The organism is Segatella copri (assembly GCF_009494835.1).
Classification (GTDB): Bacteria; Bacteroidota; Bacteroidia; order Bacteroidales; family Bacteroidaceae; genus Prevotella; species Prevotella copri_F.
Window position 1 is genome coordinate 41283 of sequence record NZ_VZBE01000013.1, and the last position, 23609, is coordinate 64891.

Below are 23609 nucleotides of genomic sequence, written 5' to 3' on the forward strand. Positions count from 1 at the left end.
TATTGCTTTTTACCTTTTTACCCTTTTACTTTTTTACCTTTAAAAGCCTTTTTTTCGCCTCCGGGTGCTCAGGATAAAGGGTGAGGGCCTTGCGGTAATTCATGATGGCAGCCTCTTTCATGCCCTCTTTTTCGCACTCCTTCCCCATAATCACATACTCCGTGGCAAGGCGCTTGAGGAACTTCTGCTGTTTCTCCTTCTCTTCATCCTTCTTTCTTATTTCTTCACGCAACCGCTCGTTCTCTGCCTGAAGCTCGTTCACCCTGTTCAGTTTTTTGCGGATGAAACGCTTGGCAAGCGGCTGCTCGATGTCATAACGACTGTGGATGGCAAGGAAGAAGTTATCGAGAGCCGACTGCATATCGCCCCTGTCAAAGGCCTTGACGGCATCATGATACTGCTTGTCGGCCTTACTCTGGGTAAGCGCTGTGTTGATGGTGCTCTGGTCGTTGTAATGACGGGCAAACTGCTTGACATCATTGCGCACGAAGACATCACTCTGACGCAACGGCTCCTGAAGACTGATGCCCTCGAGACTGGTGCAGCGGGACAAGGCAACATACGTCTGTCCGCCCGCAAAGACACCACCCGTGAAATCAATCTTCACCTGGTTGAAGGTGAGGCCCTGGCTCTTATGAACCGTTATCGCCCAAGCCAGACGGATGGGGTACTGCTCGTATCTGCCAATCTCTTCCTCCTCAATCTTTTTCTCAACCTCATTGAAATGGTATCGCATGTTGCTCCATGCCGCAGGCTCCACCATCACATCCTTGCCTTCCTCGGTACGCACATAAATCTTGGCATCCTCATCCTCATCAAAACCGATGATGGTGCCCAGCGTGCCATTCACCCACTGATGTTCGATATCATTCTTGATGAAGATAACCTGAGCCCCCGTCTTGAGGTAAAGCTCGATAGGGGTAGGGAGACTGCTCTCCGGAAACTCGCCCTGTATGTGGCCACGGAAGAGGCAAGGCTCTCCCGGAAGACACTGGAGCTGGCTGTCGTTGATGTAATCTACCGTATCGCGGCGTGTAGAGAGGGTGATGGCAAGTTTGGAATCGCTCTCATCGAGCTGGGCTCCCACGCGCTGGTTGAGGCGCTGTAGATCCTGCATGGGCACTTGAGACGTGCGGATATGGTCGAGGATGCTGATGAAAACGGGATCGCTCTGACGGTATACCTTCTTGAGTTCGATGCTCACGAGCTTGAAGTATTCGAACACCTTGGCATCGAAGAAGAAACTGCTGCGGTAGAAGGGACTGAGCAGACGGCGGTCGTCCTCTCTTACCACAGGCTCCAGCTGGAAGATATCGCCCACCAGAAGCAGCTGCTTGCCCCCGAAAGGCTCTCGCATGTTGCGGCAATATACCCGCAATATCTTGTCCAGGAAATCGATGATATCGGCACGAACCATACTGATCTCATCGATGATGATGAGCTCTACCTCGCGGATAATCTTTATCTTCTCTGAATTATACTTCAGGGTGTTGCGGATGTTGCGGACGGAATACATGCTGTCGTTGGGCAGCAGCGGGTGGAAAGGAAGCTTGAAAAAGCTGTGGAGCGTGCTTCCTCCGGCGTTGATGGCCGCAATGCCTGTTGGGGCAAGAATGATATGTTTCTTCTTGGTATTGGCGGCTATATAACGTAAAAAAGTAGATTTACCCGTCCCCGCCTTTCCGGTAAGGAAAAGCGAACGACGGGTAAACTGTATGATTTGGAGTGCATTCTGCAACTCCGGGTTGTCGAGATCAATCATTGTATTTAATTTATAGTTTATAATTTATAGTTTATAGCATAAGCCACATTAAATTGCCTTCTTGCTAAACGGCGTAGCCGCTATAAACTATAAACTATTAACTAAATTTAAAGATCATCGAAGTTGACAGGCTGCTCCGTTGGCTTGGCCTTCTTCTTCTCTTTCTTTTCTTCTGTGGTGGCTGTACCGTTGGCAGATTCGCCTTCAGCCTTCTTGGCAGGAACCTCGCGGATGATAGGGTTGCCTTCGTCATCGAGAACGATCTCTTCCTGGAAGGCGGTACTGTCTACCTTGGTGGTATCTACCTTTGGCTTTGGTGCATAGCTTGCACAGATGTACATATCGCTGGTGATATCGCTGTCCTGTGGCTTGTCAAACTTGCCGTGATACTGCTGGAAGGCTGGGTCGCCAAAGACACTCTGGAGGAAGTAACCGCACACAGGAAGAGCGGTTCTCGAACCCTGACCCAAGGCTCCGGTGCGGAAGTGGAGACAGCGGTATTCGCCTCCTACCCAGGCACCAACTACGAGCTTAGGGCTCACACACATGAACCAGGCATCGGAGTGGTTATTGGTGGTACCTGTCTTGCCACCGAACTCTGTATCACGATAGTTGCCTACATAGCCCCAGAGACTCTGGGATGTACCTCCCGGCTCCTTCATACCGCCCTGTAAGAGCTGCTGCATGAGGAAGGCACTCTTGTAAGGTATTACCTGCTCGGAATCGGTAGGGCCCTCGTAAACCACCTTACCGTCGTGGTCTACAATCTTGGTAACCAATACCGGGTCGTGGTGCTTGCCATTGTTGGCAATGGTGCTGTAGGCGCATGCCATCTCCAGGAGGTTGACATCGCTGGAACCGAGGGCGAGAGAAGGGGTGTCATCCAGCGGACTGTTGATACCCATCTTCTTGGCTGTCTCGATGATGCGCTTGATGCCCATCTCCTGTCCTAATCTTACAGCCACAGAGTTGATACTCTTGGCAAAGGCACTCTTCAATGGGATACTGTCGCCCGAGAACGAACCGTTGGCATTGGATGGACGCCAGATGGTCATTTCGTGCTTCTTCTTATCGTATACCTCCATAGAGATATATTCGTCGCGACGCTTATCACAAGGGGTTAAACCCTGATTCATCGCCTCGGTATAAACAAAGAGCTTGAAGGTAGAACCAGGCTGGCGCTCGGCTGTTACCTTGTCATACTTCCAGTGGTCGAAGTCGATATCGCCCACCCATGCCTTTACTGCTCCGGTCTGTGGCTCCATGGCTACAAAGGCGCAGTGCATGAAGGTGGTCATATACTTGATGGAGTCTTCTGATGTCATGTTCATCGTGATGCTGCCCTTGTCATAATCGAATACCTTAACCGGGTGAACCCACTCCTTATAATAATAGTTTACTGAGTCGGGATTGTTAGGGAAGCGGGCTACCAATGCCTTGTAGAATGGCTGGCGCTCGGCGATGCCCTGGATGAAGTTTGGTATCACGTTGTGGTTCTCATCCTGCCAAGGATCCTGACCCATCCAGTTGCCTTTGCCTGCCTGGGTACGGCGGATGCTCCAGTGGTTGTTGAAGTTCTGCTGTACCTGTTTCATCTGCTTGCGGGCTGCATCTTCTGCATACTTCTGCATGCGGGTATCGATGGTGGTATAAATCTTCAAACCGCTGGTATAGAGATCGTAACCTTCGTCTTTACACCAGTCTTTCAGGTAGTTGGCTACTGCCTCACGGAAGTATTTAGCCTGTCCGTCGTAGTTTTCTTCTACCTTGAAATCGAGCTTGATAGGCTCGTCTTTCAGTTCATTGTATCTGTCTTTTGAGAGATCGCCATGTGTCACCATATTATATAATACGGTGTTGCGGCGTGCAAGACTGTTCTCCGGGTTGGTGCGTGGGTTGTAGTAGGTGGTAGCTTTGAGCATGCCCACGAGCACGGCAGCCTGACCGGTGGTCAACTCCTTAGGGGTGGTGTTGAAGTAGGTCTTCGCAGCGGTTTTGATACCATAGGAATTGCTACCGAAATCTACTGTATTGGCATACATGGTGATGATTTCCTTCTTGCTGAATACCGTTTCGAGTTTTACCGCGATGATCCACTCCTTGCTCTTGATGATGAGCAGGCGGAGTACAGGAATCTTGCCCAGCAAACCGGTAGAATATTGCGAACGTACACGGAACATGTTCTTCGCCAGCTGCTGTGTGATGGTAGAAGCACCGCGCCCGTTATGATGGAGGAGTGCATCCTTGGCTGCAGCAAACACACCGATAGGGTCGATACCGATATGCTTGTAGAATCGTTCATCCTCGGTATCTACCAGTGCCTTGAAGAAATCAGGTGTTACCTCATCATATTCTACCGGAGTACGGTTTTCGTTGAAATACTTGCCGATGAGTTTTCCATCAGCCGAATAGATTTCAGAGGCCTCTGAGGTCTGTGGGTCCAGGATGCCTGAGAAATAGCCAGGCGACTTGCCGAAGAGCCATAAGAAGTTGATATCTACTGCGCCCAGATACAAGATGAAGGCGACTATACAACTTGCCAAGCCAATGAGGGTCTTGGTATACCACGCTCTGCCCTGATACAATCCCTTGTACCAAGGCCAGAATGCGCGAAACTTTTGCCATAACCAGGCAAAGAGAGCTTTAATTTTATTCATATATGATGATATAATGATTTCGTTGTTTTACTCTTCGTTCTTCACTTCCTCTACATCCACATAAATCTCCTTTGAATCCTGTTTCTGCTGCTGGTTCTTCAGCCAGATTCTCTTGTTGTTGGAGACTTTAAAGGCGTTGAGAAGCTCTACTACTCCATAGATGAGCATACCCCAACCGATGATGAAAAGAGGAGCAGAGGCGATGGCTGAAGGCTTGATGATGGCGAGCAGACCCAGCAGAAGAAGGGCTGAAGGGAAGAGCCAGAAGAGGATGCCTACGCGTCCCATCTTAGCTGCTGAAGCCAGATTGACAAACTGGGTCAGAGCGCCCAAAATCAGGATGAACGCCAGGATGAACATCAGCCAGGCGATAAACACCTGAGGCATCAGGGCAAGCAGCAATCCCAGGATAAGACTGCCTACGCTCACAAGCGGGAATTTAGGCATCATACCCATGATAGGCTTACCATTGGAATCAGACAGAATCTGGCCCTGCATCTTCTCTGCATTGCGCTTGGCTGCCCAATAACTGGCAAGGGAGATGACACCTGAAAGGAAAAACAAAACACCGATGGCGATGGTTATCCAGGTGACAGTCTGCTCACGATATTGGATGAGCAGGACTCCTACGATGATGGCGCATACTGCGCGGAATATTGAACTGTGTATTACCTTCATACTAAAACTGATTTTGTTATTTCGGGGCAAAGTTACGAAAGAAATCCGAAACTAGCAAGAAGTTTTTTATATAAACTTAAATTATTGCTATATTTAACGCTAATTATTGCTATATTTAACGCAAATTATTTGTTGGTCTCGATAGAAAGCCGTAATTTTGTAAGCAAAATCAGAATCATGATGTCTTGGAAAGAGACTTAGTGAAAGTAAAAACTATGTCTGGAGTATAGACTTAGGAAAAGTAAAAACTCATTTTTGATATAGACGGAAAAAGTAAAGACAATGACAAAATTATATTTGGTGCGCCATGGTGAAACGGTGGATAACAAGGCGCAAATTATGCAGGGACAAACACCGGGAAAACTCAATATGAAAGGTATTGAGCAGGCTGAGGAAGTGGCCAGGAAAATGGCGGGTACACCTATCGATGTTTTCGTATCGAGCGATCTCTATCGCAGTATACAGACCTGTGAAATTATCGCCGGCTCGCATCCCGTTGTCACCACTCCCTTGCTCAGAGAGCGCGATTGGGGCGATTTTACGGGTAAATTCATCCCTGACCTGCCGAAGGACCCAAAGGATTGGCCGGACAACATAGAGACGCTGGAAAAGATGAAATCAAGAGCCCAGAATTTCCTTACCTGGCTCAAGGTTACTTATCCTGATCAGACCGTTCTTGCTGTGGGGCATGGCATCATCAACAAGGCTATCCAGAGTGTTTATTATAAACGTCCGATGAACCAGATAGAGAAAATGGCGAATGCTGAGGTCAGAGTCCTTATTCTTTAAGTGAAGAGTGAAGAATTCAATTGCTTCGCTAATCATAAAGTTCAAAGTATCAAAAGTTCTAAGTATAATTCAAAGTATCAAAGAATATGAATAAAATTGCTCTTATTACAGGCGCAACAAGCGGTATTGGCGAAGGTTGTGCACGTCGTTTTGCCCGTGGCGGCTATAACCTGATTCTTACAGGTAGAAATACGGGAAAGTTGGAAATCCTGAAGAAAGAACTCGAGGCTGAGGGCGTTGAGGTGCTTGCCTTGGCTTTCGATGTGCGTAACCGTGAAGCTGCCAAGAAAGCGGTGGATTACATCCCTGAGGAGTGGCGCAATGTGGATGTGCTTATCAATAATGCAGGACTCGCACGTGGATTGGAACCTGAATATGAGGGCGATTTTGAGGATTGGGACCAGATGATTGATACCAATATCAAGGGACTCTTAACCATGACTCGCCTGATTGTACCTGGTATGGTGGAGCGTAATCATGGTCATGTAATCAATATAGGTAGTGTGGCGGGTGATGCTGCTTATGCGGGAGGTAATGTATATTGTGCTACCAAAGCGGCTGTAAAGGCTATTACAGACGGCTTGCGCATTGATGTGGCACATACGAAAGTGCGTGTTACCAATGTGAAACCGGGTTTGGTTGAAACCAACTTCTCTAACATCCGTTTCCATGGTGACCAGAACCGCGCAGACAACGTTTACCGCGGCATAGAGCCTCTGAACGGCGATGACGTGGCTGATGTAGCCTTCTATGCTGCAAGTGCTCCAGAACACGTGCAAATAGCTGAGGTGCTGGTTCTTGCTACACATCAGGCTAACGGAACCGTGATACACAGAAGCTAGTTAATAGTTTACAGTTAATAGTTAATAGTTTATAGAGGCTGCGCCGTTGAGCAAGATAGTCAAAGCGGTTTATGCTATAAACTGTAAACTATTAATTATTAACTATTAATGATGTGGCAAAGCTGATTGATATCTGATTCGAATGTATCTCGATTAATCGCCTTTGCTCGCATTCCAGACTTGTAGTTATAGATGGTCTGGGTGGAGTAATGCAGTAGGGTGGCAATCTCCTGGCTGTCGGTTACACCCAGTCGCATCAGGGCAAAAATGCGAATCTCAGTAGTCAGGTCGTGCGTAGTAGGAACTTCCATTTGACATTCTGGCAGCAGGAGCTTGTTCAGCTCAGTAACGAAATCCGGATACAACTCCAGGAATGCCTTATCGAACCGGTTGTAGAACATCTGTGATTCCTCTTCTTCCAATTTATGGGTGTTGAGACTCTTCAGCAAATCGGCGGTCTGGTTTGCCTTGATCTTACGGCTTACCAGTTTGCGGTAATCTGATAACTTGCTGATATAAGCCGCACTGATGTCCATAAAGAGGCGCATGTAGGTCTCTCGCTTGATATTGGTCTCTATCAGCTGCTGGTTCAGTTCGGTGAGCTGTGCATTCATCTCTTTCTGCTTCTCGTTCTGTTCTTCAATCTCAGCCTTGTTTTTCTTCAGCCTGTTCTTCTGTCGGTTGTTGACTAAGGAGAGGATGAGGATGATGACCAGCGCTATGCTTACACCAACGAACCCCCAGAGAAAGCGGGTACGCGAGCGCTCGGCAGCCTGCTGGTTGGCTGAAGCGATGACTGGAAGGATGTTGGAAATCTCCATCATGCGCAGTTGGTTGTTGAAGAACTGTGCATCTTCCATCGTGTGCTGGATATATTTGGCAGCTCTCTTACTGTTGCTCGCATCCTTTTTAAAGATGTAGTAGGCTAGCTTTTGAAGCGCAACAGTTTCTTTGAGCTGACACAATCCATCGCTCACGGATGCCTCTACGAGATATTCCTCGTAAAGGTCGAATTTGCCGGTATTTTTGTAATATCTGGCTATACCATAAGCTGACATGGCATGGATACGGGATTTGGCTGGCGACATCTTCAGTGCCTTCAGATAATAGTTGAGCGATTCCTTGCTGGTAGGGTTGTGGAGATAGGCGTATTCGCCCATGAGATACTGATAGAAGACGTTATGCTTATTGTTTTCGTTGAAACTCTGTATCAGAAGGGTCATATAATGTTTCTTCTGGGCACGGAATTCTTCGGCGTAATCAGAGTCCTTGGCGTATGATCCCCAGTAATTATAGAGCCCGGCGAAGGTGAAGTAATAGTATAGCTTCAACTGATATGGCATCTCATCAGGATTGAGAGATTTGAGTATGTTTTCTGCTTTGCTATAAAAACCCCTTACCGAAAGTATTGACGCCTGGTTTATCTGGTTGCGTAATATATAATAGGTGTTATGACATTTTTCTGCCAATTCAAGCCCCTGTTTCATATATGCGTATGCTGAATCGTAGCGGTAAGCGCTATAGGCATGATATATGCTGTCAAGAAACAGTAGTCGGGTTTGGTTGTCTTCAGCTTCATAAGCTTGCCGCTTCAGATGTTTCAATTCCTTTTCCTTGATTCCCTGATAATATTGGTCGTTTTCAATCATCTTGTCAATACGATCCAATAAAGTCTTCTCGTCCGTTTTGCCTTGAGCAGCCAATGGCATAGTAAGCAAAAGAAGTAAATATATAAGTAGTTTCATCATTAATGTTTCTTTATGATTATAACAAAATAGTCTTTTAAATGTTATTTTCGTCCTTTTGTCCGTTTTGTGGTGCAAAGATGCAAATTTCCTTTCATATAATACCATTTACTTTAGATAAAAATAGTTAATATATTAAAGCCTCTGATTCTTAATGAGTTATCTGATTCTTTAGTAGGCTGATTTTTTACCAAAATGCTACTTGGGTATACAACTTTGAAAAAAATGATATAACTTTGCAAACGAAATCAGAAAACAGTAGTTTTAATGGTTTAATTACCACTTCAAGTCTTCTAAAAGTATTTAATGATAAAGAAAATTCCTTTTGTTGATTTAGTATGTTGATTTAAATAGGAAAACAGGTTTAGTTTATATTAGGGAAAAAAGGATTGGTAATAGACTAGGCTACTTGATGATTCAAGTTTGCCCTTAAAGGCAAAGCTTATCTATTATGTTTTAGGGAAAACCGCCATGCTTTTGTGAAAAAGTGTGGCGGTCTTTGTTTAATATATGTTAGTTTCTTCTCTTTTCTTTTTCTTTTCTTTGGTCAACTCAAATTATTTTTTTACCTTTGCCACATATTTTATATATAGATGAATGGATTTATATATATAGGTAGTAGGAAATAGATTTCGAGAGAAAATATCAGTTTTCTTCATGTGTAGAGGGAAATGGTAAGTAGACTTTAAAATATTATATTGAATAAAATATTAAAACAATGAATATATTAGTAACAGGCGCTAATGGTCAATTGGGACATGAAATGCAAATCTGTGCCCAAAAAAGCAATCACAAGTTTGTCTTCACCGATGTGGCTGAAGGCTATGAAAAACTGGATATCACCAATCTTGACGCTATCCGAGAAAAGGTGAGGGAGAATGATATTCAGGTAATTGTTAACTGCGCTGCTTATACCAACGTAGATAAGGCTGAAACAGATTACGATCTGGCTAATCTGCTCAACAATACTGCTGCGGGAAATTTGGCACAGGCTATGAAGGAGGTAGATGGTACATTGATTCATGTATCTACTGACTATGTGTTCCAGGGCGACAAGAATATACCTTGCCGTGAAGATTGGGAAACGAATCCTTTGGGGGTATATGGTAAAACGAAACTTGCAGGCGAAAAGAGTATTGAAGCTACTGGATGCAAGCATATCATCATCCGTACAGCATGGCTCTACTCGCAGTGGGGTAAGAACTTCGTGAAGACCATGCAGAGTCTCACGGCAAGTCACGACACCCTGAAGGTGGTCTTCGACCAGGTGGGTACTCCAACTTACGCTGGCGACCTGGCTGCTGTTATCTCACATATCATCGAAACTGACCAGTTGGATAAGACGGGCATCTACCACTTCTCTAATGAGGGTGTCTGCTCTTGGTTTGATTTCGCTAAGATTATCTGCGAACTGAGCGGAAATACTTGCGATATACAGCCTTGCTACAGCGAGGAGTTCCCAAGCCCAGTGAAGCGTCCTCACTTCTCTGTACTTGACAAGAGTAAGTTGAAGCAGACTTTCGGATTCAAGGTGCCATACTGGACTGACAGTTTGAAGAAGTGCATCGCTGAATTGGCGGCAGCAAAATAATTATTAATTATAAATTATTAATTGAAATGAAGAATATCATTATCACGGGCGGTGCTGGTTTCATCGGCTCACACGTAGTAAGACTTTTCGTGAACAAATATCCTGAGTATCACATCATCAACCTCGACAAGTTGACTTACGCAGGTAATCTGGCTAACCTCAAGGACATCGAGGACAAGCCTAACTATACATTCGTTAAGGGCGACATCTGCGATTTCGACCTGATGTTGAAACTGATGCAGGACTACAAGGTGGATGGCATCATCCATCTCGCTGCCGAGAGCCATGTAGATAGAAGTATCAAGGATCCATTCACTTTCGCTCATACCAACGTGATGGGAACCCTGTCTCTGCTCCAGGCTGCCAAGATTTACTGGGAGAGTCTTCCTGAGGGTTACGAGGGTAAGCGCTTCTACCACATCTCTACCGATGAGGTGTATGGTGCATTGCAGATGACTCATCCAGAGGGCATTCCTGCTCCTTTCACGACCAAGGCATCCAGCGATAAGAACCATGAGGCTTACGGCGAGGAGTTCTTCCTGGAGACTACCAAGTACAATCCTCACTCTCCATACTCAGCATCCAAGGCAAGCTCAGACCACTTCGTCCGTGCTTTCCACGATACATACGGTATGCCAACCATCGTGACCAACTGCTCTAACAACTATGGTCCATACCAGTTCCCTGAGAAGTTGATTCCGCTGTTTATCAACAACATCCGTCATCGCAAGCCATTGCCTGTATATGGTAAGGGTGAGAACGTGCGCGACTGGTTGTATGTAGTGGATCATGCCCGTGCCATCGATATGATTTTCCACAAGGGTAAGATTGCCGAGACTTACAACATCGGCGGTTTCAACGAGTGGAAGAACATCGACATCATCAAGGTGGTGATCAAGACCGTTGATAGATTGCTCGGCAGAAAGGAAGGCGAGGATATGGATCTCATCACTTATGTAACAGACAGAAAGGGTCACGATATGCGTTATGCTATTGACTCTAGAAAGCTGCAGAAGGAACTCGGCTGGGAGCCATCTCTCCAGTTTGAGGAGGGTATCGAGGAAACCGTGAAATGGTATCTCGATAACCAGGAATGGATGGACAATGTAACCTCTGGTGATTATCAGAAGTATTACGATAATATGTATTCAAACCGATAATAGCTTTTGGAGTAATCGGAACATGTTTCTATTGTAACCGGTGCATGTCTCTATTGTAACCGGTGCAAGAGATTCTGTTTTGCATATTGAATCAGGAGTCCTGTATTTGTTTATAACAGCAAATGCAGGACTTTTTTGTTTTATGGCAATTAAAATGCAGTAAATATATTATTATTTCTTAATTTTTTATGCTTTATGTCGAAGAAAACTGAAAACTAGAAAATATTTTTCTATCTTTGCAACCTTAATGATATATAAAAGAAACAGATATGAAGAAAATAATGTTATCAGGCATCGTCATGGCGGTTGCTACCCTGTCGTGCCTTCCCGTTAAGGGACAGGAAAAGGTGGTTCCTTTTAAATATGGTAATATGGACCACTGGGTAATCAGGAATATCAAAGAATCAGGCATTATCGGAGGAAATCAGAAAACAGTTTATGCCGTTGGGCCTAATATGACTATCAATGGTAATATTCCTTATACCAATAAGGGTGGTTCGCCTTGGGGTTCCTCTAATGTCCTGGCACATGTATCGGGCATCTATAAGACGAATAACTCTGTGTTTCGTGATAAACATGGTAGTGGATATTGTGCCAAACTGGTAACCCATATTGAGAAAGTAAAAGTGCTGGGACTCATCAATATCAAGGTCTTGGCTGCCGGTTCTCTCTTTCTGGGTAATGTTCGTGAACCGATAACAAGTACCAAGGATGGTCCTAAAGCCATCAACTGGGGTATACCATTCACCGCACGTCCTAAGGCTTTGCGCTTTGATTATAAGACATCTCTCCCTCATGCAGCCAATCGTATCAAGCAGAATGGATTTAGCGGAGCCTCTACGGTTGCAGGTCGAGATCATGCTATAGCTGTGCTCTATCTGCAGAAACGGCATGAAGATGCTAAGGGAAATATAACAGCTAAACGTGTGGGTACGATGGTAGTCAGATTCGGAAAGAGTACCGATAGATGGGTGGAAGATGCTACCTATACAATCCATTATGGCGATATCCGCCACATGGCAGGTTATCAGGCTGCTACTATGGGACTGCGATCCACTGACTATGCCCGTAACAGCAAGGGTAAGAGTGTGCCGGTAAAAGAAGTAGGATGGGCGAGTGCTAACGAAACACCTACTCATCTGATTCTTCAGTTCTCCTCATCCGATGGTGGAGCCTATATCGGAACTCCAGGCAATACGTTGTGGATTGATAATGTAGCATTGGTGTATTAAAATAATAAAATCGACAAAATGAAGCATATTCTGACAATACTTATTATGATGTTGGCATTGGGCAGCTATGCCTCTGAGCCTTCTGTAACCGATAGTATCTCATCTGCAGAGAAGGTGGATACGACGACTTTACATGCCGGGAAATCATGGGTGAACCGGATTCTTGACTACTTTAATGATTCCAACAAAAACAAGAAGCATAAGCGTTTCGATTTTAGTGTGATAGGTGGCCCTCATTATGCCTCTGATACCAAGTTTGGATTGGGATTGGTGGCAGCAGGACTATACCGTACTGATCCGAATGACAGTATTCTTCCTCCTTCTAATGTCTCGCTTTATGGTGATGTCAGTTCTGTAGGTTTCTATATGTTGGGTGTCCGTGGTAACCATATTGCTCCTAAAGGAAGATATCGCATCGATTATCACCTTTATTTCTATTCTTTTCCCTCTGATTTTTGGGGAATAGGCTATGAGATGGGCGATAACGATGCCAATAAGAGTGACATGAAGCGTTGGCAGGCTCAGGCTGAAGTTAGCTTCCTGTTTCGTGTAGCAGATAATTTCTATATCGGACCGATGGCGAGTTATGACTATGTAATAGGTAAACATATTGAGCGTCCGGAATTACTGCAAGGCATGGATCAGCATACTTGGAATGTAGGAGCTGGTGTTTCTCTGGTATATGATAACAGAGATAATCTTACGAATCCACATCGTGGTATCTGTCTGAATATCAATCAGATGTTCAGACCAGGATTTATGGGAAATGATTATGCTTTCAGTACGACGGCATTTCGTTTTGATGCCTATCAGCGACTGGGTAAGGGAACGGTTCTTGCCGAGGACATTGGGGCTAACCTCAACTTTGGTAATCCTTCGTGGGGAATGATGGCTGAATTGGGGGGTACTCATTCCATGCGTGGCTATTATGAAGGCCGTTATCGCGATAAACATTCTCTGGAAGCTACGGTTGAGTTGCGCCAACATGTATGGAAGCGTAATGGCATCGTAGTGTGGGTTGGAGCAGGAACCATCTTCCCGAAATTCTCGGCATTGCGCTCTAAACAGATTTTGCCGAATGCCGGTGTTGGTTATCGCTGGGAATTTAAGAAGAATGTGAATGTACGTCTGGATTATGGATTCGGTAAGTCGGGGCAGTCTGGTTTTCTCTTCAATATCAATGAAGCGTTTTAGTAATAATGCTCTTTATGTAGTTTGATAATGCTCTTTAAAGTGTTAATGAAAAAGTAGAATGAACAGTTTTACGGATATATATAATAAGGTGGTGTTACCTATATATAATAAGGTGTCATCGGGCGCATTCCTTTACGGGTATGCTGTGGTAGCATTGTTGTTGCCTAATATAGCTCTGTGCTATACCGAATGTCTGGCTCCTTGGGCTTGTGGTGCCAATGTGTTGCTGCCTTTGGCACTCTACATGTGGTTCTTTTCGTTAACCAGATGCCCGGGTAAGATGATCTGGTGGGCTTTTCTTTTTGTTTTTTTCGCTGCCTTCCAACTGGTATTGCTTTATCTCTTCGGGACGGGAGTGATAGCGGTAGATATGTTTCTGAATCTTGTAACTACCAATCCTGGCGAGGTGAAGGAACTGCTTGGTAATCTGTTGCCTGCTGTGGTGGGTGTTTTTGTGGTTTATCTTCCTTTGCTGGTTCTGGCTATTATCAATATCAGCAAGAAAGGGATGATAGTGGTTCAACTCCAGCATCGAGTGCGTCGTTGGGCTTTGGAGATAGCTGCTGTCGGTTTATTCTGTCTGCTGGCTTGCTATGTGGCTGTAGATGATTATCGCTTGCGCAATCAGCTTTATCCTGTTAACGTTTGCTATAATCTCTATCTTGCTTTCGAGCGTGATGCGGCTTCAGAGAATTACAGGGAGGCAAGCAGGAATTTCAGGTTTGATGCCAGGAGCGAGCACGATGCTGAGGCTCCCGAGGTGTATGTGATGGTGGTGGGAGAGACGGCGAGAGCCCACAATTTCAGTCTCTATGGCTATCCGCGCGATACCAATCCTTTGCTTTCCAAGACTCCTGGAATCATAGCTTTTCCCGATGCTACAACCCAGAGTAATACTACGCATAAGAGTGTTCCTATGCTCCTGTCGGCTGCATCAGCAGAGGATTTCGAACGTCTCTTTCATGAGAAAGGTATCCTGGCTGCTTTCAGGGAGGCGGGATTTCATACCGTATTTATCAGCAATCAGCTGCCTAATCATTCTTTTATTGATTTCCTTGGCGAACAGGCTGATGAACATTACTTCCTGAAGGAAGGTGCTTCTGCAAAAGATAATCATTATGATAGTGATTTGTTGCAGAAGTTGGATGGGATATTGCCTGCGGCAGATGCTTCTTCATCCAAGCAATACCGTTATCGGAAACTCTTCGTGGTACTTCATACTTATGGTTCTCACTTTAATTACCAGGAGCGCTATCCCCGTAATTTCGCTTTCTTTAAACCTGACAGTAAGAGCGAAGCGAAGCCGGAGAACCGGCGTGACCTGCTGAATGCATACGATAATACCATCCGGTATACCGATTATATCCTGCATGGTATCGTAGAACGTCTGCAGAAATGGGAGAAGACTCAGGCAAGGACGGATGGGGTATATAGCCAACCTACATCGGCGATGCTCTATACCAGCGACCATGGAGAGAATATCTTTGATGATGACCGTCGCCTCTTTCTGCACGCCGCCCCGAAGGCATCTGATTATGAGCTGCATGTTCCTTTCATCATCTGGACATCAGATGGTTATGGAAAACAATATCCGGGAATACTGAAAACTTTGTCTGGTCATCGTACCCAACAGGTACAGACGAGTCTTTCGGCTTTTCATACGATGTTGGGGATAGGAGGCATCCTGACCCGTTATCGCCAGGATGAATATTCTGTGGCAAGTGAGAAGTATCATCCTGTGAAGTTGTTTTATCTGGATGATCATGATAAAGCGATTCCACAGGAAAATGCCAAATATTAGCATCTGATTTTAAGCGTAAACGCGCTCTTTGTGTAAAATACATGAAAAGAGTTTTCGTAAATGTCAATTATTTGCGAAAACTCTTTGTCGTATCTATAATTTGCTGTATCTTTGCACCCGGATTTAGATAATAATAAAAATACAGTTGTTATGGAACCAACTCGAAAAATCGAAAAGGTAGGCATGCGCAACCTCCGTATGGAGGATTATGATCAGCTTGCCAAGTCATTTAGGCGTATTTACGCAGACTCAGATGTATTCTGGACAAAAGAACAGATTAAGAAACTCATTACTATCTTCCCTGAGGGTCAGGTGGTTATTATCGTTGATGATAAGATTGTGGGCTGTGCGCTCTCTATCATCGTCAATTATAATATGGTGAAGGGTGATCATACCTATGCTCAGGTTACGGGTAATGAAACCTTCAATACCCACGATCCTAAGGGAAACATTCTTTACGGCATCGAGGTATTTATCCACCCTGATTATCGTGGTTTGCGCCTGGCTCGCCGTATGTATGAGTATCGCAAGGAACTCTGCGAGAAGCTCAACTTGAAGGCTATCATGTTTGGTGGTCGTATACCAAACTATCACAAGTATGCCGATAAGATGCGCCCTAAGGAGTATATCGAGCATGTAAGAAACCGTGAAATCTATGACCCGGTTCTTACCTTCCAGCTTTCCAATGATTTCCACGTGCGCCGCGTAATCCGCAACTATCTTCCTAGCGATGAGGAGAGCGAACACTGCGCCACCCTCTTGCAGTGGGATAATATCTATTATCAGCCACCTACGGATTCTTATGTAGACCGCAAGCCAACCGTAAGAATCGGATTGGTACAGTGGCAGATGCGCCCATATGCTTCGGTGGATGACCTCTTCGAACAGGTAGAGTTCTTCGTTGATTCTGTGAGTGATTACAAGAGCGATTTTATCCTCTTCCCTGAGTATTTCAATGCGCCTTTGATGGCTCGTTTCAACGACTTGGGTGAGGCGCAGAGCATCCGAAAGATGGCGCAGTATACCGAAGAAATCCGTGACCGTTTCCGCGAGTTGGCTATCAGTTACAACATCAATATCATCACGGGTAGTATGCCTTATCTTAAGGACGATTCCCTCTATAATGTGGGCTTCCTCTGCCGCAGAGATGGTAGCGTGGATATGTATGAGAAGATTCATGTTACCCCAGATGAGCAGAAGTGCTGGGGATTGAGTGGTGGTAGCCATATCCAGACCTTCGATACCGATTGCGGTAAGATTGGTATCGTCATCTGCTATGATGTGGAGTTCCCTGAGTTGTCAAGATTAATGGCTGAGGATGGCATGCAGATTCTCTTCGTTCCATTCATGACCGATACCCAGAATGCTTACTCCCGAGTAAGAGTCTGTGCTCAGGCGCGTGCCATCGAGAACGAGTGCTATGTAGCCATTGCGGGTAGTGTAGGCAACTTGCCACGTGTTCACAACATGGATATCCAGTATGCCCAGAGCGCCGTGTTCACCCCTTGCGACTTTGCCTTCCCTAATGATGGCAAGCGTTCAGAGGCAACACCTAATACCGAGATGATTCTCGTATCGGATGTTGACCTGAATCTCTTGAATGAGCTTCATACCTACGGTGCTGTAAGAAATCTTCGCGATCGCCGCAAAGATTTGTATGAATTGAAGCAGAAAAAGTAAGTGAGGAAGAAAACTCAACACTCAACATTCAACACTCAACATTCAATAAAAGTGTATAAGATAGAAATCTCGGAGCGCACGCTCCACTTCAAGCAGCCGGCAGGCACGTCTCGTGGCGTATATACCACGAGACACAGTTATTATCTCACTCTCACCTCTGATGAAATGCCGGGAGTAGAGGGAGTGGGAGAGTGTGCTACGCTCCCTGATCTCAGTTGCGATGCCAAACCGGAATATGAGATGACCCTGCGACAGGTTTGTCAGATGGTGGAACAGATGGGACGCATCCCTTACGATATGATTCGTGCCTATCCTAGTATCACCTTCGGATTAGAAACAGCCTTTGCTTCGTTCTTCGATGCAGCGAAGAAGCAGGGAGTAAGTGTCTCTGTTCCAGCTGGAATGGAGAATCTTGTCAATCTCTTCGACTCTCCTTTCGGAAGAGGAGAAGAAGGTATTACCATCAACGGATTGGTATGGATGGGAACCTATGAGGAGATGCTGGCACGACTGGAGGAGAAACTCCAGGCGGGTTTCCATTGCGTGAAACTGAAGATTGGTGCCATCGATTTCTTCAAGGAACTCGATCTCATCAAGCGCATCCGTGATGTGTATACCAAGGAGCAGGTTGAGTTGCGTGTAGATGCCAATGGTGGCTTTTTGCCGGAGAATGCAATGAGCCAGCTGGAGGCTTTGGCTAAATATGACATTCATTCGATAGAGCAGCCTATCAAGCAGCATCAGTGGCCTAAGATGGTCCAACTCTGTCGCGAAACACCGCTTCCTATCGCCCTAGACGAGGAGCTGATTGGTGTGAATGTCCGGAGTATGAAGCAGGCTTTGCTCGATACCATTCGTCCACAATATATCATCTTGAAGCCTTCACTTCATGGTGGCATCTATGGATGCAACGAGTGGATAGAACTGGCAAACCAGCGTGGTATCGGCAGCTGGATTACTTCTGCTCTTGAGAGTAATATCGGTCTGAATGCTATTGCTCATTATGCAGCTAAAGTATATGGACCGGCTGTGCGAATGCCGCAAGGCTTGGGCACCGGACAGCTCTTTACTGATAATATACCGATGCCTTTGGAGATTCGTGGTGAAAAACTGTTTGTAGTAAAATGACTTTAGAAGAATTCCTTTCAGAATGGAATAACGGTAGCGACCGGGTGCTTGTGCATACCAGTGGTTCTACAGGCAAACCCAAACCGATGATGGTAGAGAAGAAGCGAATGCTCAACTCGGCCCGCATCACCTGTGATTTCCTGGGATTGAAACCTGGAGACAGTGCCCTGCTCTGTATGTCGCTCGATTATATTGCAGGTAAGATGGTGGTGGTGCGGAGTATAGAGCGCCATCTCCATCTTATTTCTGTATCCCCAAGTGGGCATCCTTTGAAAGATGTAAATGAAGAGATTACCTTCGCAGCGATGGTCCCGATGCAGGTTTATAACACCCTGCAGGTTCCTGAAGAGCGGGCTCGTCTCTGCCGCGTCAGGCATCTTATTATCGGTGGCGGAGCCATAGATGAGGCTCTCGAACAGAAACTGAAGGCTCTTCCCGGCGATATTGCCATCTGGAGTACCTACGGAATGACCGAAACGCTCTCGCATATTGCCCTGAGAAGAATTAACGGTGCTGAGGCTAGCGAATGGTACCAGCCTTTCGATAGTGTCAGAATCAGTCAGACCGATGAAGAATGTCTGGTGATAGATGCTCCGCAGGTCTGTGCAGAGCCCCTGGTAACGAACGATATTGTGGAAATAGAATCCTATATATATAATAAGGTGGGAAAACTCCGTTTTCGCATCAAAGGCAGAAAAGACAATGTGATTTGCAGCGGAGGCATCAAGATTCAGATAGAAGAGGTTGAGGCTCTGTTGAAGCCTTATCTCGAAAAACCTTTCATGATAGCCAAGAAGAAAGACGGGAAGTTTGGAGAGATTGCAGTCCTCCTGACGGAAGATGAGGAGATAGAAAAAATAGAGGCGACTGTTCGCCGCCTCTTATCTGATCATAAATATTGGATTCCAAGGGAATTCCTTCATGTAGAGCATCTTCCGCTTACCGAAACCGGAAAGCCGAAGCGTGCTATCCTTCTTTAAAGGGATTCTCTGAAGAAAGATTCTTTAGCTGAATTATCCTTCTCTGAAGAAGTCGAGTGCTTCCTTGATTTCTTCTGTCGTAGCAGTCTGGTTGATACGGATATCGCCTATGCCGCCCAGCATCGTGAAGTTGATGATGCCATTCTGGTTCTTCTTGTCATGGTGCATCAGTTCTATCAGTTCATCATAGTCATCGCAGGTAATATTCAGTGTACCATAGAATTCCTTGATGAAGTTTACGGTCTGGCGCATCTTCTCTGTAGGGAATCCGGTCTTGGCAACGCTCAGATAGAGTTCTGGAATCAGACCGAATGCCACAGCATAACCATGCAGGATAGGCTTGCGCTTCAATGCCCAACTCTCGAATGCATGTCCGAAAGTATGGCCCAGGTTCAGCGCCTTGCGGATGCCCTGCTCGTGCGGATCCTGTTCTACAATGCGCTCCTTTACCTTCACGCTGTCGCCCACCATGCGCTGCAGCTGCTTCAAATCAGGCTTGTCGAGGTCGAAACTGACCAGTTCTTCCCACATTGCTTCTGTAGAAATCAGACCGTGTTTCAGCATCTCTGCATAGCCCGAACAGATGTTTTCTGTATCGAGCGTCTTTAAGAATTCTGTATCGAGAATAACGAACTTAGAATCGTTGAACACACCTACTTCGTTCTTCAGTCCGCCGAAGTTGATGCCGGTCTTTCCACCTACCGATGCGTCTACCATAGCCAGCAGGGTGGTAGGAATATTGATAAAGTTGATACCTCTTTTAAAAGTGCTGGCAGCAAAGCCACCCAGGTCGGTTACCATACCGCCGCCCAGATTAATCATACAGGAGTGGCGTGAAGCTCCTCCCTCCTGCAGGCCTTTCCATACCATCATCAGACTTTCGATGTCTTTATGGCTGTCGGTAGCCGGAATAGTGATGATATGGGCTTCCTTCATGCAGTAAAACTTCTGCAGTACAGGCATGCATAGTTCCAATGTAGTAGTATCAGTAAGCACAAAAAGCTTGTCGTGCTCACACTCGGAAAGTGCACTTACCAGTTCGCTTTCCAGTTGGGTTGATATGATTACTCTTTGTTCCATAACATTCTAACGTATTAATTTTTGTGCAAAGATACATTAAAATGGAGACAATACAAAAAAAAAGTAGCTAAATTTGCGTTTTTTATCTCATAATGCATTAAACCTTGGCGTATTTAACGCGTCAAAACAATCGAGTAACAAAAATGATAATAAAATATCATAGCGATTATGTGTGAAAACAATAATTGATAGAAATAATAACAAATTAAAAATAGGAATGAAAAAATCGATTCTAACGATGCTGCTGCTGTTGATGGCAATGGCATCCTTTGCTCAACAGCGACTGATATCCGGTCAGATTACCGACCGCGATACCAAGGAGGCCATTGAGCAGGTAACTGTTCAATTGCTTAAGAGCGACAGCACGTATGTGGCTGGTGCCATCAGTAATGAGCATGGACTCTTTCATGTCACCGCTCCGGCTAATGGCAAGTATCTGCTCAAGATTTCGAGCGTAGGATACAAGGCTACCGTGAAGCGTATCCAAATTTCTGATAACAAGGATCTGGCTATGGGGAAGATTGTGCTGGGTGCTGAGGCTATCATGCTGAAAGGTGCAGTGGTAACAGCCATGGCTCAGAAGGTAACTCTGAAGGAGGATACTTTCGTGTACAATTCTTCAGCCTATCGCACACCGGAAGGCTCGGTAGTAGAGGAACTCGTAAAGCGTCTGCCGGGTGCAGAGGTGAGCGATGACGGTACCATCAAGATTAATGGTAAGGAAGTAAAGAAGATTCTCGTAGACGGCAAGGAGTTTATGACGGGCGATACCAAGACTGCCCTGAAGAACCTGCCTACCAGCATCATCGAGAAAATCAAGGCATACGATGAGAAAAGTGATCTCTCTAAGGTGACCGGTATTGATGATGGCGAGGAGCAGACCGTGCTCGACTTCGGTGTGAAGAAGGGTATGAACAAGGGTTTGATTTCCAATATCGACCTGGGTGTGGGCAACAAGAGCCGCTATAACATGCGTGGCATGGGAGGTTATTTCAATGATAACAACCGCTTCATGCTCTTTGCCAATGCCAATAACACCAGCGACCGTGGTTTCGGAGGCGGTGGCCCCGGTAGAGGCTTCGGCGGTGCTAACGGTTTGAATGCCAGCAAGATGATTGCTGCCAACTACAATTACGAGCTGAAAGATAAATTCAAGTTCAATACTTCACTTCGCTGGAATCACAGCGATGGCGATATTTGGAGCCGTCGTTCCAGCGAGAACTTCATGGGTAGCAGCTCTTCGTTCAGCAACAGCTTGACTCAGAATTTCTCCCGCAGCAACAGCTGGAATGGTAACATCCGATTGGAGTGGATGCCTGATTCCATGACCAATATCCTCTTCCGTCCTTCCATCTCCTGGAGTACCAGCGATGGATTGAGTGGCAGCCAGTCGGCTTCTTACAACAAGGATCCTTATACCATTACCACCAAAGACCCTCTTTCTAAGGAAGGTATTGAGGAGTTGGACAAGGCTGAGGCTATGGTGAACAGTCAGTTGACTAACGGAATCACCTATTCTGATAATAACAATATCAGGGGTATGCTGCAGATCAACCGCAAGTTGGGCAACAAGGGACGCAACATCACCTTGCGTATGGATGCCAAATATACGGATAATGACAGCAAGAGCATCTCGCTCAACAATGCCAAGCTCTATCTCGTACAGACAGCGGAGGGTAAGGATTCTACTTATCAGACCAACCGCTATAACCTGACTCCTTCGAAGAATTACAGTTATGCGGGCCAGTTGACCTATAGTGAGCCACTCTGGAAGGCTACCTTCCTGCAGTTCAGCTATAAGTTTACTTACAGCTACTCCAAGAGCGACCGCAGCACCTACGATTTCAGTAAGTATGCGATGAATGGCAATCATGAATATCGTGGTTGGGATAGCTACCTGAATCCGTTTGCCGGTCAGCTTGGTAATTACAGAAATGATGAATTGAGCCGTTTCTCTGAGTATCGCAACTACAATCACGATATCCAGGTGATGATGCGATTCGTCCGTCAGAAGTATAACTTGAACTTCGGTGTGATGATTCAGCCACAACAGTCGAAGTATATCCAGGAATATCAGGGAGTACATGTAGATACCGTTCGCAACGTGACGAATATCAGTCCAACCCTCGATTTCCGTTATCGCTTCTCAAAGATGAGCAACCTGCGCGTGAATTACCGAGGTTCCACCTCTCAGCCAAGCATCTCTCAGTTGCTTGACATCACAGATAACAGCGACCCGCTGAACATCTCGAAGGGTAACCCTGGATTGAAGCCATCGTTCACTCAGAACTTCCGATTGTTCTACAACAATTTCGTGCAGAACCATAACAAGGGTGTCATGACCTTCATCAACTTCTCAACCACCAACAATAGCATCAGCAATAAGGTGACCTACGATGAGAAGACTGGTGGAAGAATCACCCGACCTGAGAATATCAATGGCAACTGGAATGTGATGGGAGCCTTTATGTTCAACTGCTCTATCGATAGTGCCGGTGTATGGAACTTGAATACCGACACCTACTTGGGTTACAACAACTACGTGAGCTATCTGAGTCTCGACAAGCAGTCTGATTCCCAGAAGAATACCACCCGCAGTACTACTTGGAGAGAGCGCCTCTCTTTCAGCTATCGCAACAATTGGCTGGAGCTTTCGCTCGATGGAACATTGAATTATAATCATGCTACAAACAAGTTGCAGCCAAACAGCAACCTCAATACCTGGCAGTTCTCTTATGGTCCTAGCATGACGCTTACAGCGCCTTGGGGCACCAGCTTGAACTCAAGCCTCTCTATCAGCAGCCGCCGCGGTTATAGCGACAGCAGCATGAATACGGATGAGTTTGTATGGAATGCGCAGCTCTCTCAGGGTTTCCTGAAGGGCAAGCCTCTTACCATCATGCTGCAGTTCTACGATATTCTCCGCCAGCAGAGCACCTTCTCTCGTGCCATTTCTGCTACATCCCGCACGGATACGGAGTATAATGCCATCAACAGCTATGCGATGCTGCACGTGATTTACCGCCTGAATCTCTTCGGAGGCAAGGATGCCCGTAGGGGTGGACCTGAAGGTCCTGGTGGCCGTCCAAACTTCCATGGCCGTCCATTCAATGGCGGTTTTGGCGGTGGTCGTCCAGGCGGCAGAATGTTCTAGAAAAGAAAATGAAGTAAGCTTCATTTTAAACGATAGTAAGCCTCACTCAATGTTTACGTGAGGCTTATTTCAAACAGATATGACGAGAAAAAAGAAATCCCCGCTCTTCGCAATGAAGAACGGGGATTGTTATTTT

Annotated in this window: 16 protein-coding genes; 11 read left to right on the forward strand and 5 right to left on the reverse strand. The window is 45.8% G+C overall.

What is annotated here, in order from left to right:
- Positions 1-25: 25 nt before the first annotated feature.
- From F7D47_RS02245 to F7D47_RS02255, 3 genes are all read right to left on the reverse strand, one after another.
- Positions 26-1762, reverse strand: a complete 1737-nt coding sequence (locus F7D47_RS02245) for an AAA family ATPase (RefSeq protein WP_153086355.1) — start codon at positions 1760-1762, stop codon at positions 26-28.
- Between the two features lie 107 nt (positions 1763-1869).
- Entirely contained in the window at positions 1870-4419 is a 2550-nt protein-coding gene (locus F7D47_RS02250; protein WP_153086354.1) for a transglycosylase domain-containing protein, read from the reverse strand.
- 27 nt (positions 4420-4446) lie between these two features.
- Entirely contained in the window at positions 4447-5097 is a 651-nt protein-coding gene (locus F7D47_RS02255) for a DUF308 domain-containing protein (protein WP_022121970.1), read from the reverse strand.
- Between the two features lie 282 nt (positions 5098-5379).
- Between F7D47_RS02255 and F7D47_RS02260 the strand changes: the two genes are divergently transcribed.
- Together F7D47_RS02260 and F7D47_RS02265 are read left to right on the forward strand one after the other, a co-directional pair.
- On the forward strand, positions 5380-5886 hold the full coding sequence (locus F7D47_RS02260) for a histidine phosphatase family protein (protein WP_118064606.1): 507 nt from the start codon (positions 5380-5382) through the stop codon (positions 5884-5886).
- An 86-nt stretch (positions 5887-5972) separates the two neighbouring features.
- Positions 5973-6728 (forward strand): SDR family oxidoreductase, encoded by a 756-nt coding sequence (locus F7D47_RS02265; protein WP_117587184.1) that lies wholly within the window; start codon positions 5973-5975, stop codon positions 6726-6728.
- Positions 6729-6826: 98 nt separating this feature from the next.
- Here the strand turns inward: F7D47_RS02265 and F7D47_RS02270 are convergent, their stop codons facing one another.
- The gene (locus F7D47_RS02270; protein ID WP_153086480.1) at positions 6827-8473 is read right to left on the reverse strand and encodes a DUF6377 domain-containing protein; all 1647 of its coding nucleotides are present in this window, start codon (positions 8471-8473) and stop codon (positions 6827-6829) included.
- 718 nt (positions 8474-9191) lie between these two features.
- On the opposite strand from F7D47_RS02270, the gene rfbD reads away from it, so the two are divergent.
- The 8 genes from rfbD (at position 9192) to F7D47_RS02310 (ending at position 19239) form a co-directional block, all read left to right on the forward strand.
- Entirely contained in the window at positions 9192-10064 is an 873-nt protein-coding gene (gene rfbD, locus F7D47_RS02275; protein ID WP_117691527.1) for a dTDP-4-dehydrorhamnose reductase, read from the forward strand.
- Positions 10065-10090: 26 nt separating this feature from the next.
- Positions 10091-11224: a dTDP-glucose 4,6-dehydratase gene (locus F7D47_RS02280; protein WP_153086353.1), complete on the forward strand. Its 1134-nt coding sequence runs from the start codon at positions 10091-10093 to the stop codon at positions 11222-11224.
- 278 nt (positions 11225-11502) lie between these two features.
- The gene (locus F7D47_RS02285; protein WP_417166331.1) at positions 11503-12456 is read left to right on the forward strand and encodes a PCMD domain-containing protein; all 954 of its coding nucleotides are present in this window, start codon (positions 11503-11505) and stop codon (positions 12454-12456) included.
- Positions 12457-12474: 18 nt separating this feature from the next.
- Complete coding sequence (locus F7D47_RS02290; protein ID WP_153086352.1) at positions 12475-13650, forward strand: BamA/TamA family outer membrane protein; 1176 nt, start codon at positions 12475-12477, stop codon at positions 13648-13650.
- 58 nt (positions 13651-13708) lie between these two features.
- Complete coding sequence (locus F7D47_RS02295) at positions 13709-15451, forward strand: phosphoethanolamine transferase (protein WP_153086351.1); 1743 nt, start codon at positions 13709-13711, stop codon at positions 15449-15451.
- A gap of 150 nt (positions 15452-15601) precedes the next feature.
- Positions 15602-17131: a carbon-nitrogen hydrolase family protein gene (locus tag F7D47_RS02300; protein ID WP_118155096.1), complete on the forward strand. Its 1530-nt coding sequence runs from the start codon at positions 15602-15604 to the stop codon at positions 17129-17131.
- Between the two features lie 51 nt (positions 17132-17182).
- Positions 17183-18259 (forward strand): o-succinylbenzoate synthase, encoded by a 1077-nt coding sequence (locus tag F7D47_RS02305; protein ID WP_228113429.1) that lies wholly within the window; start codon positions 17183-17185, stop codon positions 18257-18259.
- Entirely contained in the window at positions 18256-19239 is a 984-nt protein-coding gene (locus tag F7D47_RS02310) for an AMP-binding protein (RefSeq protein WP_153086350.1), read from the forward strand. The genes F7D47_RS02305 and F7D47_RS02310 overlap by 4 nt, the downstream gene beginning before the upstream one ends.
- A 33-nt stretch (positions 19240-19272) precedes the next feature.
- On the opposite strand, the gene aroB is transcribed toward F7D47_RS02310, so the two are convergent.
- Positions 19273-20319: a 3-dehydroquinate synthase gene (aroB, locus tag F7D47_RS02315; protein WP_153086349.1), complete on the reverse strand. Its 1047-nt coding sequence runs from the start codon at positions 20317-20319 to the stop codon at positions 19273-19275.
- A gap of 217 nt (positions 20320-20536) precedes the next feature.
- Here aroB and F7D47_RS02320 point away from each other — a divergent pair, with 217 nt between their 5' ends.
- Positions 20537-23473: a TonB-dependent receptor gene (locus F7D47_RS02320; RefSeq protein WP_153086348.1), complete on the forward strand. Its 2937-nt coding sequence runs from the start codon at positions 20537-20539 to the stop codon at positions 23471-23473.
- Positions 23474-23609 lie beyond the last annotated feature (136 nt).

What these genes read in the sequence shown, in the direction of transcription:
- F7D47_RS02245 (WP_153086355.1), bottom strand. Translation starts at nt 1,762, where the DNA reads ATGATTGATCTCGACAACCCGGAGTTGCAGAATGCACTCCAAATCATA.
- F7D47_RS02250 (WP_153086354.1), bottom strand. Translation starts at nt 4,419, where the DNA reads ATGAATAAAATTAAAGCTCTCTTTGCCTGGTTATGGCAAAAGTTTCGC.
- F7D47_RS02255 (WP_022121970.1), bottom strand. Translation starts at nt 5,097, where the DNA reads ATGAAGGTAATACACAGTTCAATATTCCGCGCAGTATGCGCCATCATC.
- F7D47_RS02260 (WP_118064606.1), top strand. Translation starts at nt 5,380, where the DNA reads ATGACAAAATTATATTTGGTGCGCCATGGTGAAACGGTGGATAACAAG.
- F7D47_RS02265 (WP_117587184.1), top strand. Translation starts at nt 5,973, where the DNA reads ATGAATAAAATTGCTCTTATTACAGGCGCAACAAGCGGTATTGGCGAA.
- F7D47_RS02270 (WP_153086480.1), bottom strand. Translation starts at nt 8,473, where the DNA reads ATGAAACTACTTATATATTTACTTCTTTTGCTTACTATGCCATTGGCT.
- rfbD (WP_117691527.1), top strand. Translation starts at nt 9,192, where the DNA reads ATGAATATATTAGTAACAGGCGCTAATGGTCAATTGGGACATGAAATG.
- F7D47_RS02280 (WP_153086353.1), top strand. Translation starts at nt 10,091, where the DNA reads ATGAAGAATATCATTATCACGGGCGGTGCTGGTTTCATCGGCTCACAC.
- F7D47_RS02290 (WP_153086352.1), top strand. Translation starts at nt 12,475, where the DNA reads ATGAAGCATATTCTGACAATACTTATTATGATGTTGGCATTGGGCAGC.
- F7D47_RS02295 (WP_153086351.1), top strand. Translation starts at nt 13,709, where the DNA reads ATGAACAGTTTTACGGATATATATAATAAGGTGGTGTTACCTATATAT.
- F7D47_RS02300 (WP_118155096.1), top strand. Translation starts at nt 15,602, where the DNA reads ATGGAACCAACTCGAAAAATCGAAAAGGTAGGCATGCGCAACCTCCGT.
- F7D47_RS02310 (WP_153086350.1), top strand. Translation starts at nt 18,256, where the DNA reads ATGACTTTAGAAGAATTCCTTTCAGAATGGAATAACGGTAGCGACCGG.
- aroB (WP_153086349.1), bottom strand. Translation starts at nt 20,319, where the DNA reads ATGGAACAAAGAGTAATCATATCAACCCAACTGGAAAGCGAACTGGTA.
- F7D47_RS02320 (WP_153086348.1), top strand. Translation starts at nt 20,537, where the DNA reads ATGAAAAAATCGATTCTAACGATGCTGCTGCTGTTGATGGCAATGGCA.